The sequence below is a fragment of the Lactiplantibacillus plajomi genome (genome assembly GCF_005405405.1).
GTDB classification, from domain to species: Bacteria; Bacillota; Bacilli; order Lactobacillales; family Lactobacillaceae; genus Lactiplantibacillus; species Lactiplantibacillus plajomi.
In genome coordinates this window covers 23,029-38,053 of sequence record NZ_BJDZ01000029.1, presented here as the reverse complement: position 1 = coordinate 38,053, position 15,025 = coordinate 23,029, and the positions used below count along the sequence as shown (strand labels likewise).

Below are 15,025 nucleotides of genomic sequence, written 5' to 3'. Positions count from 1 at the left end.
GTCCTCCTTGTAAGTAAGTTGTGGTGACTATATTTTACAAGGACTCAGGCTGTGAGTCTTCTTTTTGATCATTTGTTGCACTTCAATTGTAAATTCGTCGGGTTAAAAAAGTTTGCAAATGAGGTTACTGATACAGAGAGTGTCCAATTGGGAGCGGGGATTGTTGACACTGAATTTAGAGAGAAGATCAGAAACGTGGTTGGTAATGCGGAAAATAATAAGCATTTATCAACGCTTAATATTGAACATAAAAAAATTGAAAATTTACAAAATGAAATCGGTCTGGATTATCAACAGACTATCTTTTTCTTAGATACGACAATGGTTCGAAATAACGGAAGCTTAGGCTTAGGGATGACGACTGGAGAGTTTAGATGGTCATTTGAAAACCAAGAAGTTGGTAGGATGCCTGTTAATAATATTATTTTTTCAATTTTAAATGAACAAAGGATGCAAGTGCTAAACTTTGCAGCTGAATCTAATGGTATCACAGTTTGGGAGATAGACTTTGATACAACAGTAGTTGAAACGCTTATGCGAATTAAAGCATTTCTGGAGGCGCAAGACTCTAACGTTCAAATGTTTAGAAGTAAAGTTGATGAATTATTGAATGGTGATTCTGTTGATAGTGAAGTATTAAACCTTATTGACAATTTACCGCTAACCAACGATGAAGAGCATGTACGTACAGAAAGTCTCATTATTGATAATGTTATTCAGAACAATGACTGGCGCCAGGTCATAAGCTATTTGGAACAATTAGGTAAATATGATGTTGCTCAATTTAGAACTAAATGCGCTGCAGCTCTAAAGGCTGCTGGTAGGCTTGTTGATGATGAAGGAAAACTACAAGAGCAAGACCAAGACGCGTTATTGACCTTTTTCCAAGAGTTTGATGAGACGAACGACTATTTACTCGAGACGGTCAGGTTGCAAATTAACTTGGGCGACTTTTGGGACGCACGAATGACTTGCTTAACGAAATTGGGTGAATCTTCAAGAAAACCTCTGTTAGATAAAATGGATGCGATTGAGTTATCTGATAGTAGGGAAGCAGCAGAGGCTGTATTTGATGAAGATTTGGATTACTTTAAAGAAAATGAGGCTCGTGCGAATGAATTGCTGGCTGGTGGTGTTATGCCGGCAGAACTCGCATTGTTAATGCAAAAGTCGCCCAAATTCATTAAAAAGTTACGGAAATTAACTGATGAAGAGTATCTTAATAATTCTGCCAATGCATTCGGTTTTACGTGGGATATGATGGCTGCAAGCCAACGTGATCTTGACTATTTTATTAAAGTGACCAATCATGATAGTCGACCGAGTGATCTTATTATTGGTACTGGTGTTTTGCTAGTCATGAAGAAAAAGTACGAAAAATTAGAAATTAATCGGGGTATTCTTCGTGATCAAGTTCTTACACCACAGAGAACAGAGGAACTGAAACAGGAGATAGCTGACCAAGAAAGTGAATTGGCTGTTATGGGGCAGGCAAAAGAAGCAGCGGATCGAAAACTGGAGCAAGATCAAGAAGAATGGGACAGTCTGATGGCTAGCAATTTGCGCAGTAATTATGCGGCCTTTAATGAAAGATTGATGTCCCTTGATGAGGATGAAATCAAAAACAACTTACGGGTAAGGTACGTTGAGGATGAAGAATCTTTACGGAAATCTGCACAAGAAAAGTTGCAAACAAATCAGGTTAGAATCAAGGAACTAAAAGAACGTCTAACAAATATGGCTAATTACTTAATGGAAAAGGCCTATAATGAAGCGCCACTTGAGCGTGGAGAATTTGAAGAAGAAAGTGTATTTGATGAACGTGTACTAGACTATAAAAGGAAACTCTTGATGACTGCAGAGGATAATAGCGGTGAGGAGTCTGAAAAGGCTAGTGACGAAATCATGCATTTAGAAAGCAAAGTTGATGAAGAGCGTAAATTTTTAAATGGTCTGCATAGTAGAATTGAAGCGGAACAACAGATATTAGAACTGGCTTATAACAATTGGTTGGATGCTGCATCTGTTTCAGAGCTATTGAAGTGGATTGGAACTGTATTTGCAGATGATATCAAAATTGGACACTACGTTGCCGATACTCAGAAATTTGAGTATGAATTTCAGGGTGGAAGTGGAAGCTTATCTGTACCTATAAAAATTGCTCAGGAGTTCCGGGAAAACTTTTCAACCGACAACGTGATTGGAATAGAGAAGTTCGATGATGCGATTAAAGTACAGTATAAATTTGCAGATCAAGTATTTTCTATTCAAGCTATCCAACTAAGCTAGCCTGCTGCTGGTGTTTAAAGACCAGGATTAAATACTAACAATGAGACGTCTCTTACAAATGTACAAAATGTGTATGTTTTATAAGAATACTATTGATAATTATTTATAAGTTTTGTAGAGATTATAGGAGTAATTATCTATAATTAGTATTATTAGGTTAAATTATTAAGGTATAAAAGGATATCTAGTTTTGGAGGAAAGTATAATGAGTGATGAGTATAGTTTGGAGAGTATGTTTGAAAATACCGATTCGAGCTTAGAAGATGAGCTGTTGTCGGAGACTGAAAAAAAGACATCAACGGCACCTGTGCAACCTAAAGCGAGCCCGCAACCACAACCGCAAAAGACGGTAGCTCCGAGTGTAGCACAAAAAGTAACTCCAGTTGTTGAGCAAGATTCTGAATCGGTCAACGATGCAGTGAAGTCGTTGTTGGAATCTGACAACAGTCCCGCTGTGTCGTCAGCAACTAGTCAAGCTGAAGTAACGAAACCTATGTATGACAAGTTGAATACTGCTGATCAAGGGATGGCGGTTAAGGTCTCGGACCAATTAAACTTTGATAATCGCGATACCTTAATGAATTATGCTTCGAAGGTAACAAGTAGTATTGATGCATTTTCCAAAAAAGTTCTGGAAAACGCTGATTCTGAAACTAATCAAGCTAATGTGAGGCGCAACTTACATCAAATTTCTAGTGTATTGAGAAATGCTAATGTAAAAGAGCTACTTGAAGATAATCCGGAACAGCCGGTAAAGCAAGAAAAAGGTGGATTCTTTAGTAATTTATTTGGTCATAAAGAAACCAATAAGTTAGTTCAAGGTAATAAGATTGACAAATTCCGGAGTGTTTCAGAAAAAATTGATATTTTAAAGGAACAACTTGAAGGTGGCCAGCAGCAGTTATCTGGTGATATTGATACATTGAATAAGCTTTATGAACAAAATTTGAATTTCTTTAAAGCCTTAAATATTTATATAGCTGGTGCGGAATACTATAATGAGCAATTGGTCACACAGGTGATTCCAGAGTTACGTCAAAAGTTAGCAAACGCTACAGAAAGTAGTTTAGAAAGTGAGCGGTTAACGCGTACACAAGACTTTCAAAATGCGCTTGAAAGAAAAATCTACGATCTACGTTTAGTTCGGCAGGTTTCTTTAAATCAGGCACCGTCTATCCGACTTATTCAGACTAACAATCGTAATCTGATTGATAAGATTCAATCCTCAATCACTGCTACTTTACCGGTTTGGAGAAATAATTTCGTAACGGTATTAGCTACGGTCCATCAGCGTTCGTTAGCCCAAGCACAAAGAGAAATTTCTGATACAACCAATGATTTATTAAACCAAGGGGCTGATTTGTTGCATCAAACGACCATTGAAACTGCTAAAGAAAATGAGCGCGGGATTATTGAAATTGAAACATTGCAACATGTACAGGATCAGTTAATTGCTTCGATTGATGATACGTTGAAAATTCAGCAAGAAGGTGCCCAAGCCAGAGCAGAATCGACTAAGAAACTGGCGGCGTTGGAAAACGGGTTGAAGAATAAGTTGGAAGAAATTTCTCAACGGAGGTACGAATAAGTATGAAAACAGCTTTGCTTTGGATTGGAGCAATTCTAGTATTTTTGGTTTTACCAATGTATATCGGTATTCCACTTCTATTAATATTTATTGGTTATATGTGGTATCGAGGGAAAAAGAATAAACCCGTAGCTAAGAAGTTAACGGACCGTGAACAAGCACAATTGAAAATGCAACAAACAAATCGAGAAATCATTAGTAATTATCAAAATAATACTAAAAAGGTTACTAAAGATAACAAGAAAAAGTATGAGTTGAGTAAGCAAGATGTAAAATACTGGACAGAAAATGTGCAAATTCTACTCAAGCAGATTATTGATAATGAAAATATTTTTGCAAAAGAATCTTCACTTTCTTCGATGGGGTTCGGGAATGAACTATTTGTCATTCTAGAGGACATCGCAGCTCGTATTATTGACAATCCAAAAGAACTCTTACGATTTGATCCAGTATTGCAGAATCTATTACCAGGATTTTCTACCTCGGCTAATGAGTACAGTGAACACTATCAAAATAATCTGATTGCAAATGATCCGAAAATTGCGGAGATGCTAGAAAAAACGCGACAGCAATTAAAGGGATTGGCAAGTGCAATGCAGACAAAATATCGTGAATGTTTAAACAGTGATGCACAAAGTCTATCAGATGCGATGTCATTTTCAAATGCAGTTATCCACACAGAATCTAAGCGAATTGAACAACAAAAGCAAGATTCTTCTCTTAGCAATGTTTCGGTAGAGGACCTTCTAAAAAATAAATAAGTGATATCGATTTAAGTTCCAGTAAGTAGACGATTGTCTTCTTGCTGGAACTTTTTACATACTTTAAGCACCAATCACCCGACGTTTCTCCTGCGTAGTGTGACTGTGGCAATCATCATGAGTTAATTATAATTAGTATCAATTGTAGTAGGGGGTGGTGTTTGGTTGGATTTATCAGATTTGTTTGCGATTAATCGTCGGGTACGGGGAACGAGGTACCTGGTTAAGCAAGTTGATCAACGGATGGTGAGTAAGCGCGTTCCGGCAAAGTTTAACTGGTTAGCCTTTATTTTTACGGCGTTTTACGCCGTCTTTAGTCGGCAGTATCGGACTAGGGGATTTATTGCCAAATTATTTGGTGACTTGTTGCTATTAGTCCTGATTAACTGTGGCTTATCGTACTTATTTGAGGGGTCCGATTGGTTGTGGAATATTATTGAGACTTTCTACTTCGGGAGTATGTTCGACACTTGGTATTACAACCAGTTGCGTAAAAACGGTTATCGTGAGGATCCTAATCACCCACCCGCAGATTTTGAGTAAGGGGGTCGCCCATGGAAGAGGAAGTCGATGTTGAAGCGCTCCACTCGTTTTACCGCGGCGTGAGCGAATTAATTGGGGTTGAAAATATGTTACGGCTGTTCGACCAGTATCGCGGCATGCAAATTACGATTCCGATTCACCTGTATGACCGGAATTTAGCGGCCGAGCACGTTATTAAGCATTACAACGGCCACAACGCCTACGAATTAGCAAATAAGTACGGGTACTCACAGCGCTGGGTCGCGAAGGTCTTGCGTGATTATCAACGCAAGGAGTAGCACACATTGAATTTGGAGGAGTGAGCTTAAATGGATATTTCGGATTGGTTTGATTTTAATAACCGCGTTAAGCATGATATGACACTAGTTAAGGAAGTTAACGGGCAAGTGGTTACGAAGCACGTTAAGGGGTCGATTAATTGGTTAGCTATCATATTTACGTTTTTCTACGCGCTGTTTAGTCAAAAGTATAAAACAAAAGACTTTTTGAAAAAGACGGCTATTCCGTTCGTTGCCTTAATTGTACTAAACGGATTGATACAAGTGATCTTCGGGTCAACGATTGGGACCATTATCAATTTTGCTGGGGCTATCTGGTATGGTTTGATGTTTGACACCTGGTTCCGCAACCAGTTGTTAGCGAACGGTTATCATGTGGATAACCAGGCACAAGCCAACGCAACCGCGAACCAAAATTTCGAATAAGTTATCCACGCCTGTGCAGAAACTAGCGCTAGTTAGCGGGGGAAACGGAGATAAGTGCCGTCAAAAGTGGATAAAGTAATCAAAAGTCGTTCGGTTTTCCACCGAGCGACTTTTCTTGTGATGAAAATTGTCAAAAATAGTTATCCACTGTGTATAACTAAAGTGATTTGAGATAAAAGCGGTCCATTGCCGTGTGTTTGGTGTGGATGAGTGGGTGAGCCAGGCGTTGAAAACCGAGTTTTTCGTAAACATGAATGGTGGCAGCGAGTTGGTGACTGGATTCTAAGTAAAGTTGTTGATAACCGGCTTGGCGGGCGAAGCGCGTGACTTGGTCGATCAGTGGATAACTCAGGTCGTGACCGCGGACGTCCTGCCGTAAGTACAGTTTTTGGAGCTCGGCAACGTGGTCAGCGCCGTTGACCTCACCGCAACCGGCACCGCCAACGACTTCGCCACTATCAGTCGTCATCACCCAGTAACCGCGGTCGGAGCGGGCGGCGTAAAAAGCGGCTAAGTGGTCGAGATTTCGGTCGTAGTAGGCCGTTCCTGGAATGGCGAGGCCGGCGTCTTTAAGCGCCGTTTGGACGATGGTCTTGATAGCGGCATCGTCTGCGGACGTGATTGGACGAATTTTCATCGCAATCCTCCTTTCGGTAAAATTGGCTTTAGTGTAGCACACGGTGACTGCAACGGCTGGGGATAAGTTTGCGCCAGGTTTACTTTGACTTAAACCGGGGTTCAAGTGGTATCTTTAAAGCGAGGTGAGTAAATGACTGAATTAGAAAAATTACGAAACGGCGACTGGTATGACTTTTCAGATGAAGCGGTGGCGCAACAAAAAGCCCGGGCGGCCGAACTGTGCCAACAATTTAACGCGATTCCGGCGACGGACCCCGAAGCCCAGACGGCTAAAATCAAGCAAATTTTGGGTTCATATGGTGCCAACCTTTCTGTCCAGAGCCGCTTTAATTGCGACAATGGCCGTAACATCCACGTTGGTGACGATTTTTTGAGTAATTACAACTTAACGATTCTGGACATTGCACCGGTTACTATCGGAAACCACGTCATGATTGGCCCGAACGTTGATATTTACACGGTCAACCACCCGTTGACGGCGGCGGGGCGGCGCAATTATCAAGCGAAGGGGCTGCCCGTTAAAATCGGCAACGATGTTTGGATTGGCGGCAAGGTCACGATTACGCCCGGCGTGACGATTGGCAACAATGTCGTTATTGCGGCCGGCGCGGTGGTAACGAAGGACGTTCCGGACAACGTGCTAGTTGGTGGGGTCCCCGCTAAGGTGATTAAACCACTGGCTGAGTAACTAAACATTCCACTTTTAACTAAGTGGAATGTTTTTGACTGTTCGAGTTGATTCGTGGAGGCGCAAAGTTTTGCGCTATAAATTGAACAAGTGGTAGTTGGTTCCTTAAGCAAAAATGAGCTGCGCGGTCTGTTGCGAGTTGCACCTGTTAACTTCGTGATTTACCAAACAAATTTCCAAATCCCGCTTGACGATGAACCAACTTCATCACCTATAATCAGAAATGAAAGCGCTTATCATAGGAGGCTGAAACAATGAGTAAATCAGAAGTTAAAACGTTTGTTGGTCACGGGAAAGGTTTTAAGGATGATATTGTTTTAAACGTCACAATTGAGGATGGCCATCCCACTGAAGTGGCACTGGTATCAAGTAACGAAAGTCCGGAAGTTGGTGAGAAGGCCTTACCGGAATTAGTTGCGACGGCTAATCAGAATAAGCAATTTAAGGTCGACGGGGTGTCCGGGGCGTCGCACACTTCCGACGGCTTCAACGCTGCGTTAAAGGACGTTGAAAATCAGGTCAACGGTGTTCAACCAACGACGGTTACCAACGTTAAGGATGGGACTTACGTCGTCAATTTTGACTCCTTCGTTGAAAACCAGGGGTTACCGGGTAAGGGGAAGGATACGTTGGTCGTGACCTTTAAAGATAACCAAATTCACGACTTACAGGTCCCTGACTATACCGATACGCCGGTGATCGGCGGGATGGCCTTTGACTTGTTGAAGAAACAGGTAATTGATCATCAATCGACGGCGGTCGACGCGATTACGAGTGCCACGGTTTCGTCACAAGGCTTCTTGTCCGGAATCGCTCAGGCGGTCACCGCGGCTGGTGGGGACGCCGATGCGTTTGCTAGCCGCAAGCTCCCTGTTCACAAACCTGAACACCGGGAATTAACGACTGACATCGTGGCGATTGGGGCCGGCTTAGCCGGTTTCAGTGCTGCGCTTGAAGCCGCGCAGGACGGTGCCAAGGTGATGCTGCTAGAAGCTGGTCAAACTTACAGTAGTTCGACCACCCGTGCCCAAGGATTCATCATGGGGGCCGACACGCCCGAACAGAAGCGGCGTGGCATTCAGGATAGTGCCGACCACTTCTATAAAGATTTGATGACCGTTTACGGGGACGAACCGAACATCGAACCGAAATTATTGCGCAAGCTGGCCGACGAATCTGGGGACTACATCAAGTTCTTAGAGGATCAGGGCTTGAAGTGGGATAAAGTCGTTAACATTGCCCCCAAAGAACCACGGCTGACTAAGCGGGCCCACACCATCAAGGGGATGGGCACGACTTTGATCAACACGTTGGTCAAGGCGACCCGCGAGAAGGGCGTTGATTTACGGCTCGGTACCAAGGTCGACGACTTGATTATCGAAGACGGCGTCGTTAAAGGGGTTGAAGCGACCACGGTTGCTGGCGACAAGTTAACGATTCACGCTTCGGCGGTACTGGTCGGAACCGGGTCGTACACCATGAACTGCGAAATGGTCAAAAAATTAAATCCACGGATGACCAACATTGACGTGATTGTTGGTAACGGTGATGGTTCCGCGATGAAGTTCTTCGACCAAGCCGGCGCAAAAATTGTGGACGTCCCGTACTTACAATTCATGTACTACTTCTACGGTGTTTCTTGGGGCGACCGCTTCCCAGAAGCGATTCCAGAATCACCGACCTTGCCGAACTACGACGTATTGTCAGTCGACGGTGGCGGGCAACGGCTGGCTTCCGAAGACGACTTCACCTTTGAATTTACCAAGCGTTGCTGGTACAACGGCTACGACGAAGGCTATGCGGTTTACGGCCAAAAAGTCGCGGACAAGTACCCGGTCATGACCGACATTGGTTTAACCACCAAGACGGCCCACGACAAACCGTTCGGCTATAAGGAAACGTCAATTGCCAAGTTGGCCGAAGACGTCGGAATCGATCCGGACAAGCTCCAAGCCACGGTCGACCGTTACAACCAACTTTGTGACCAGCACGAAGACCTTGACTTTGGTAAGAATCCGGACAACATGATCAAAATCACTGCGCCGTACTACATTTTGCGGATGCCGCAGATTTGTACGGATGCTTATACCGGGGCTAAAATCAACGAAAACGCGCAGGTCTTGGACAAGCAGGATCAACCGATTCCAGGCCTTTATGCCGCTGGTTCCTGCGCTGATAGCGGTGTGATGGGCATCGACTATTACGGTGACGGCATGTCGTTGTTGAACTGCGGAGTCTTTGGTCGCGCGGCGGCTAAGGACGCGGTTGCTAAACTAACGAAAGTTCACTAAGATTAATGAAATAATGCGGATTGAAAAATCGCGGGGGTTGCAAACTAGTTGCGACGCCCGCGATTTTTTGGCGGTCATTCGGTGCTATAATATTTTTAATATTAGCGGTGAAGGAGGCCCGTCATGGCAAACCACGATTACCCCTACGTGTACAGCTCTTCGGAGCTAGGTAAGTACTTCGGTATCAGTATCAAGGAGATTGAGTATTACGAAAAGAAGGGGCTGATCAAGCCACAACGGGTCGGCCATAATAAGCAGCGCCGCTTTGATTTAATGGAAACGTACCGGATTTGGATGACCCGCTACTTGCGCCAAAGCGGCTTTAACGTGGACCAGACCCGTACCGTCTTGGACGCCGACCAACCGACCGTGGCCGAAGCGTCGTTCGACGACTTATTGACCGATTTGAAAGCGCAACGCGCCAAGCTAGACGCGACGATTGCCGTTTTGCAACGGCACATGGCGTTGCTCGGTCAGCTGGCGGACGGGCCGTTTTTCGAGGACACCGTCAGTCCGGCCGCCAAGTGGCTCTTCTTACGCTCAATGGAAGCGGCCCACGAAAGCAACGCCCACCAGTCATGCGAGTATCGGCAGTGGAACGAACTGATGCCGATTACCGACGCCTCGGTACGTTATCAACAAGCGGCCATCGTCAGCGGGGCGACCGACCTAGCACCAGAAATCGGCATGATCATTACCAACGCGCAGTTTCGCCGCTGTGGTCTCACGACCAGCGTCCGGGTACGCGATTTGCCACCCCAACGCTGCCTCCACACGATCCTAGTTGGTGACTCGCAACAAATTAAACGACGCCAGTGGTTACAACCGGCACTTATAGAACTTAAGCGCCGGCATTTAAAGCTAAACGGCGACGTCGTGACGGCGCTCCTGTTAGTTTTAGATAACGACCAGGCGCACGTCCGTTTTGACGAAGCCTGGTTACCGGTCACGGCGGCGGATTAGTCGTACTGGGCTAGCGTGGCGGTTAGACTGGCCTTCATCTGTGCCACAAAATCGGCCGGACCGACGACCTTGACCCGCTGCCCCTGACTAAGTAGCCACATCATGGCACCGCTGTCGAAGACGTCGGCTTCAATTAAGACCGTGCCGGGGCGGCTGGCGGCGGTGATGATCCGCGCGGTCGGGAAGCGGTCGAGGGCCGCCTCGACAACACCGGAAAACTCGAAACGAATTGTTCGCAACTTACCCGGTTGCATATACTGAATATATTGACGTAATTGTCCATCGCTAACGCGCTCTGCGCGGCTGCGGTGGATTTTTTGCGTACTCAACCGGTAGCCGAAGATGCGGTCCAAACGGAAGAAGCGGTTGGCGTGGTACTTCAGGCTGTAAGCCACCACGTAAAAATAATATTCCGAAAAAATCAACGCTTGCGGCAAAATCTCACGGGTCTGGGTTTGATTGCGGGCGTTGCGGTAGTCGATGGCAATCGGTTGCTGGCGACTGATGTACTGACTGATGGCCCAGATTCGCTTGAGCAGGGGTTGCTGGTGGCGTAACGGCTGGTAATGAAAAACCTCATTTTTAATAATCGGCTGGACTTCGGCGCGTTCACTGACGGTGACTAGCTTGAGCAGCCCGGTCACCGCATCGTGCAATTCGTCCTGATTGAGCGCCCGGCTGGCTAACAGGACTTTGACCAACACGAGCACGACTTGTTTAGAAACCTGATCCTGTGCGCTTACAAATTGGTAACCGCCGCGTTGCCGGGAATAAACCAGCTGGTAGGGCAGCTGCTGGTCGCTAATGAACGTTTTGAGCTGGCTGAGGTCGCGCTGAATCGCCCGCGGATCAACGTTAAAGCGGGCGGCCAGGGGCCGTTTTTCAACCAGATGGTCGGATAATAATTGCTGGAAAATATATAACTGACGGTAAGCAGCGTTCAAATTAATCGCTCCTTTGTTAATAAGTGGACGTATTTTGTCTAGCTACGTCGTTATTATAGCATTAACAACAGCGAAAGTGAGTGACCTAAGGCATGGTGAAGACCAGACAAGACGAACAGCTTAATCAACTTAATGTAGGAGGTGAGGACGCGTGAATACGCCAATTGAACCGGCCGCGCTGAATGATTTTTACCGCGGCATTTACGACTTACTGGGCGCTGCGGCGTTGTTGAAGTTGCACGAGCAGTACCGCGGGATGCAGATTACGATTCCGATTCATTTATATGATCGCCAACGGGTCGCCGAGCGCTTACCTGCCCAGTATAACGGCCACAACAGCTACGCGTTAGCCCGCAAGTACGGCTACTCGCAACGCTGGGTGACGCAAACCATTAATAAGTCGAAGTAGGACTAACTTTAAGGAGGAGTTTATGATGACACAAACTAATTGGATCGATTTTAACCACCGGGTGACCAGCGACTTAACCCTGGTCAAAGAAGTTAACGGCCAGCAGGATGTTCAACACGTCAAGGCCGGCTTTAACTGGTTGGCGGCGCTCTTTACCGGGATTTACCCGCTAGTCAGCCAACGCTACCGAACGACGGGGTTTGTCAAGAAAGCCTGGATCCCGATTTTTGCAATCTGGGTATTAGATATCATCGCCCAAATTGTCTTTGGCCAGCTAATGTCACTGGTTGTGAACCTTGTGGGACTCGTCATCTACGGAATGATGTTTGATAGTTGGTACCGCGACCAGTTGTTGGCGAACGGCTACCGGATAAAGACGGAATAGAATGGTACGGCACAACAATCAGGGTAAATCATTGACAAATCTCCCCAAATCGTTAGAATTAACCTATTCAATTAATTAGTAGAATGAGGAGGGATCGGATGACTGAGACTGCCGAAACTTATAAAACGAGTTTATATGCGGAGCTGGCTAAGTTGGGCAAGAGCTTGTCGAGTAATCGCCGCTTGGAACTGCTAGACCTTTTAGCACAAAGCCCGAAAAGCGTTGAAACGCTGGCTAAGCAATCAGGTATGAGCATTGCCAACACGTCGCGACACCTGCAGACGTTGCGTGACGCCCACCTGGTCAGCCGCTCGAAACGCGGAAACTACGGGATCTACCAGTTAGCGTCGGCACAAGTCGAGCAACTATTTTACCTGCTGCGGGACGTGGGCGAAAACCAACTCTTAGCCATGAAGCAGATTCAGCGGGACTTTGACGCTCAGGAACGGGTTCAGACGCTGGATCTGTCAGCGGCCACCAAGTTGATTGGTCGTGACGACGTTCAATTACTAGACGTGCGCCCCCACGATGAGTTTGTAAATGGTCACATTGACGGGGCGGTCAACATCCCCATCGATGAGCTGCGGGAACGGCTTGCCGATTTAAAGGCGGACCAGGACGTCATCGTCTATTGCCGTGGTCACCTGTGCGCCCTGACGAATCAGGCAACGCGGTTGTTAAATGAACAAGGGCGTCACGCCTATAGCTTGAACGAAAGCTACTATGACTGGCGTGCGTTTGTTAAAGCCCGTGCGTAGCGCCAGGTGGATTGGTTATTAAGTTGAAGAAGCGTTGCGAGGTCGGTCTAATCAGACTAACCCTGCAACGCTTTTTTGACGATACGACCTTTTAAATTGACAAATGGCAAAAGCATGGTAGTATTTAACTATTCAATCAATCAGTTGAATAGACTGGTCAGGAGGAAATTATGACAAACCAATTTGATGTCATCGTCGTTGGGGCGGGTCCTGGTGGCATGACGGCCGCCCTGTACGCGTCGCGGGCGAATTTAAACGTTGCCATACTAGACCGGGGAATCTATGGCGGTCAGATGAATAACACGGCAGAAGTTGAGAACTACCCCGGGTTCGAAAACGTGTTGGGACCGGACTTAGCGGAGCAGATGTTCAAAAGTGCCACCCAGTTCGGGGTGACGTATCAATACGGTAACGTGGCCCGGGTACTGGTTGATGAGCAGGGTTGGAAGCACCTGTTCACCGATAACGAGGAATTGGTGGCCAGAGCGGTAATCATTGCAACCGGCTCACAACCGCGCAAACTTGGGATCCCCGGTGAAGAAGCGTATGGTGGCCGTTATTGGTGGGGGCAATTCCGCCATTGAAGAGGGCTTGTACTTAGCCAACGTGACCGATGCGGTACAAGTGGTTCATCGCCGTGATCAATTGCGGGCCGAAAAGTTACTGCAGGAACGCGCGTTTGAAAATGACAAGATGGCGTTTACTTGGAACAGCCAAGTTACCGAGATTTTAGGTGATCAACAAAAGGTGACCGGCGTGCGGGTTTACGACCGCCAAACTAAGCAAGTGCGCGTTGAAGCAACCGACGGCGTCTTCGTCTACGTGGGGGCTGAACCGATGACGGCGGCCTTTCGTAATTTAGGGATTACCGATGACGCCGGGTGGATTCTGACGGATGAGAACATGCAGACAAACCTACCGGGAATTTTCGCGGTGGGGGATGTACGGCAAAAGAATCTCCGGCAAATCACCACGGCGGTTGGTGACGGTGGGATCGCCGGGCAGGCAGTCTTTAATTACGTTGAAGAAGCGAAACATCATGAGGTGAAAATTAATGGTTAAAGAATTGACGGATCAAACGTTTGAAACGGCCACCGCTAACGGTGTGGCCCTAACGGATTTTTGGGCAGCCTGGTGCGGCCCTTGTCGGATGCAGAGTCCAGTCGTTGAAGAACTGGATCAAGAACTTAACGGCCAGGTCGCAATCAGCAAGGTCGATGTGGACCAAAACGCCGCGACGGCCGCAGCCTTTGGAATCATGTCGATTCCTACGCTGGTGATTAAAAAGGATGGTGCGGTAGTCGAAAAGCTGGTCGGTTTACGGACCAAGCAACAATTGAAGGCGACACTCGCAAAATACACCCCATTGGAGGAAAATTAAGCATGGAAATTAAATACTGGTCAGATATTGCGTGCCCCTTTTGCTACATCGGGTCAACGCGGATGAAACGGGCGTTAGCCGAACTGGGCTTGGCTGAAACCACACCACTGGAGTTTAAGGCCTTTCAGTTGGACCCAACGTTGCCAACTAAAACGGACAAGACGATGCTGGATAATTTTGCTAACGGTCACGGCATGTCGAAGGCGCAAGCCAAGGCCCAGATTCAGCAAATCTCGCAAATGGGTGCTGGCGACGGCTTAAAGGTGGACCTTTTAAACGCGGTCCCAACCAACACGTTTGATGCCCACCGGTTGATTAAGTTGGCGGCATCATTAGGTGATGATACCGTCACGGAAAAGGTGATCGACGCGTTCTACCAAGTTTATTTTAGTAACGGTGAATCGATCGCGGACCACGCCGTTTTACGGGCGGCCAGTGTTAACGCCGGCTTAAGTGGCGAACAGGTCGACGCCGTATTGGCGAGCCAGCAATTTGCCCAAGATGTCCGGGATGATGAAATAATGGCCGAACGGTTAGGCATTCACGGCGCCCCATTTTTCGTTATCAATAATAAGTTTGGAATTTCAGGCGCCCAACCTTACGATACGATGGTGGATGCCCTGAAACAAATTCAAGCAAAGGAGGCTGAGTAACAATGGAAAAAGAGCAACAATCCCCAACG

The 15,025-nt window shown here is 46.4% G+C and carries 16 protein-coding genes and 1 pseudogene; 15 read left to right on the top strand and 2 right to left on the bottom strand.

Translation table 11 applies throughout. The features are described from left to right. Nucleotides 1–147: 147 nt before the first annotated feature. From FFM82_RS11210 to FFM82_RS11185, 6 genes are all read left to right on the top strand, one after another. Nucleotides 148–2,289 carry a hypothetical protein gene (locus FFM82_RS11210; protein WP_137645898.1) on the top strand — a complete coding sequence of 714 codons (2,142 nt, stop codon included), beginning with the start codon at nucleotides 148–150 and terminating at the stop codon, nucleotides 2,287–2,289. 205 nt (nucleotides 2,290–2,494) lie between these two features. Then, nucleotides 2,495–3,877, top strand: coding sequence for a toxic anion resistance protein (locus tag FFM82_RS11205; protein WP_137645897.1), 1,383 nt, complete (start codon nucleotides 2,495–2,497; stop codon nucleotides 3,875–3,877). A 2-nt stretch (nucleotides 3,878–3,879) separates the two neighbouring features. Further along, entirely contained in the window at nucleotides 3,880–4,638 is a 759-nt protein-coding gene (locus tag FFM82_RS11200) for a 5-bromo-4-chloroindolyl phosphate hydrolysis family protein (RefSeq protein WP_137645896.1), read from the top strand. Between the two features lie 165 nt (nucleotides 4,639–4,803). Beyond that, complete coding sequence (locus FFM82_RS11195) at nucleotides 4,804–5,181, top strand: hypothetical protein (protein ID WP_137645895.1); 378 nt, start codon at nucleotides 4,804–4,806, stop codon at nucleotides 5,179–5,181. 11 nt (nucleotides 5,182–5,192) lie between these two features. Next, entirely contained in the window at nucleotides 5,193–5,459 is a 267-nt protein-coding gene (locus tag FFM82_RS11190) for a Mor transcription activator family protein (protein ID WP_137645894.1), read from the top strand. A gap of 30 nt (nucleotides 5,460–5,489) precedes the next feature. Further along, nucleotides 5,490–5,885, top strand: coding sequence for a hypothetical protein (locus FFM82_RS11185; protein WP_137645893.1), 396 nt, complete (start codon nucleotides 5,490–5,492; stop codon nucleotides 5,883–5,885). A gap of 157 nt (nucleotides 5,886–6,042) precedes the next feature. Here FFM82_RS11185 and FFM82_RS11180 read toward each other — a convergent pair whose 3' ends face one another. Next, nucleotides 6,043–6,522, bottom strand: a complete 480-nt coding sequence (locus FFM82_RS11180) for a GNAT family N-acetyltransferase (protein ID WP_137645892.1) — start codon at nucleotides 6,520–6,522, stop codon at nucleotides 6,043–6,045. Nucleotides 6,523–6,654: 132 nt separating this feature from the next. Between FFM82_RS11180 and FFM82_RS11175 the strand changes: the two genes are divergently transcribed. The 3 genes from FFM82_RS11175 (at nucleotide 6,655) to FFM82_RS11165 (ending at nucleotide 10,466) form a co-directional block, all read left to right on the top strand. Continuing rightward, nucleotides 6,655–7,212: a sugar O-acetyltransferase gene (locus tag FFM82_RS11175; RefSeq protein ID WP_137645891.1), complete on the top strand. Its 558-nt coding sequence runs from the start codon at nucleotides 6,655–6,657 to the stop codon at nucleotides 7,210–7,212. A gap of 254 nt (nucleotides 7,213–7,466) precedes the next feature. Continuing rightward, on the top strand, nucleotides 7,467–9,503 hold the full coding sequence (locus FFM82_RS11170) for an FAD-dependent oxidoreductase (protein WP_137645890.1): 2,037 nt from the start codon (nucleotides 7,467–7,469) through the stop codon (nucleotides 9,501–9,503). A 123-nt stretch (nucleotides 9,504–9,626) separates the two neighbouring features. Then, on the top strand, nucleotides 9,627–10,466 hold the full coding sequence (locus tag FFM82_RS11165; RefSeq protein ID WP_137645889.1) for a MerR family transcriptional regulator: 840 nt from the start codon (nucleotides 9,627–9,629) through the stop codon (nucleotides 10,464–10,466). Here the strand turns inward: FFM82_RS11165 and FFM82_RS11160 are convergent. Next, nucleotides 10,463–11,410, bottom strand: coding sequence for a helix-turn-helix transcriptional regulator (locus tag FFM82_RS11160; RefSeq protein WP_137645888.1), 948 nt, complete (start codon nucleotides 11,408–11,410; stop codon nucleotides 10,463–10,465). The two genes, FFM82_RS11165 and FFM82_RS11160, sit on opposite strands and share 4 nt — an antisense overlap. Before the next feature lie 151 nt (nucleotides 11,411–11,561). Here FFM82_RS11160 and FFM82_RS11155 point away from each other — a divergent pair, with 151 nt between their 5' ends. From FFM82_RS11155 to FFM82_RS11130, 6 genes and pseudogenes are all read left to right on the top strand, one after another. Further along, entirely contained in the window at nucleotides 11,562–11,819 is a 258-nt protein-coding gene (locus FFM82_RS11155) for a Mor transcription activator family protein (protein WP_225425693.1), read from the top strand. A gap of 25 nt (nucleotides 11,820–11,844) precedes the next feature. Beyond that, nucleotides 11,845–12,204 (top strand): hypothetical protein, encoded by a 360-nt coding sequence (locus tag FFM82_RS11150; RefSeq protein ID WP_137645887.1) that lies wholly within the window; start codon nucleotides 11,845–11,847, stop codon nucleotides 12,202–12,204. Between the two features lie 98 nt (nucleotides 12,205–12,302). Continuing rightward, nucleotides 12,303–12,962, top strand: a complete 660-nt coding sequence (locus FFM82_RS11145) for an ArsR/SmtB family transcription factor (protein WP_137645886.1) — start codon at nucleotides 12,303–12,305, stop codon at nucleotides 12,960–12,962. 170 nt (nucleotides 12,963–13,132) lie between these two features. Then, nucleotides 13,133–14,024, top strand: a pseudogene (locus FFM82_RS11140) (NAD(P)/FAD-dependent oxidoreductase). Then, the gene (trxA, locus tag FFM82_RS11135; protein WP_137645885.1) at nucleotides 14,017–14,343 is read left to right on the top strand and encodes a thioredoxin; all 327 of its coding nucleotides are present in this window, start codon (nucleotides 14,017–14,019) and stop codon (nucleotides 14,341–14,343) included. Before FFM82_RS11140 ends, trxA begins: the two are co-directional and overlap by 8 nt. A gap of 2 nt (nucleotides 14,344–14,345) precedes the next feature. After that, complete coding sequence (locus FFM82_RS11130; protein WP_137645884.1) at nucleotides 14,346–14,996, top strand: DsbA family oxidoreductase; 651 nt, start codon at nucleotides 14,346–14,348, stop codon at nucleotides 14,994–14,996. The last annotated feature ends 29 nt before the right edge of the window (nucleotides 14,997–15,025 follow it).

What these genes read in the sequence shown, in the direction of transcription:
- FFM82_RS11180 (WP_137645892.1), bottom strand. Translation starts at nt 6,522, where the DNA reads ATGAAAATTCGTCCAATCACGTCCGCAGACGATGCCGCTATCAAGACC.
- FFM82_RS11165 (WP_137645889.1), top strand. Translation starts at nt 9,627, where the DNA reads ATGGCAAACCACGATTACCCCTACGTGTACAGCTCTTCGGAGCTAGGT.
- FFM82_RS11145 (WP_137645886.1), top strand. Translation starts at nt 12,303, where the DNA reads ATGACTGAGACTGCCGAAACTTATAAAACGAGTTTATATGCGGAGCTG.
- FFM82_RS11190 (WP_137645894.1), top strand. Translation starts at nt 5,193, where the DNA reads ATGGAAGAGGAAGTCGATGTTGAAGCGCTCCACTCGTTTTACCGCGGC.
- FFM82_RS11170 (WP_137645890.1), top strand. Translation starts at nt 7,467, where the DNA reads ATGAGTAAATCAGAAGTTAAAACGTTTGTTGGTCACGGGAAAGGTTTT.
- FFM82_RS11200 (WP_137645896.1), top strand. Translation starts at nt 3,880, where the DNA reads ATGAAAACAGCTTTGCTTTGGATTGGAGCAATTCTAGTATTTTTGGTT.
- FFM82_RS11175 (WP_137645891.1), top strand. Translation starts at nt 6,655, where the DNA reads ATGACTGAATTAGAAAAATTACGAAACGGCGACTGGTATGACTTTTCA.
- FFM82_RS11150 (WP_137645887.1), top strand. Translation starts at nt 11,845, where the DNA reads ATGACACAAACTAATTGGATCGATTTTAACCACCGGGTGACCAGCGAC.
- FFM82_RS11130 (WP_137645884.1), top strand. Translation starts at nt 14,346, where the DNA reads ATGGAAATTAAATACTGGTCAGATATTGCGTGCCCCTTTTGCTACATC.
- FFM82_RS11185 (WP_137645893.1), top strand. Translation starts at nt 5,490, where the DNA reads ATGGATATTTCGGATTGGTTTGATTTTAATAACCGCGTTAAGCATGAT.
- FFM82_RS11205 (WP_137645897.1), top strand. Translation starts at nt 2,495, where the DNA reads ATGAGTGATGAGTATAGTTTGGAGAGTATGTTTGAAAATACCGATTCG.
- trxA (WP_137645885.1), top strand. Translation starts at nt 14,017, where the DNA reads ATGGTTAAAGAATTGACGGATCAAACGTTTGAAACGGCCACCGCTAAC.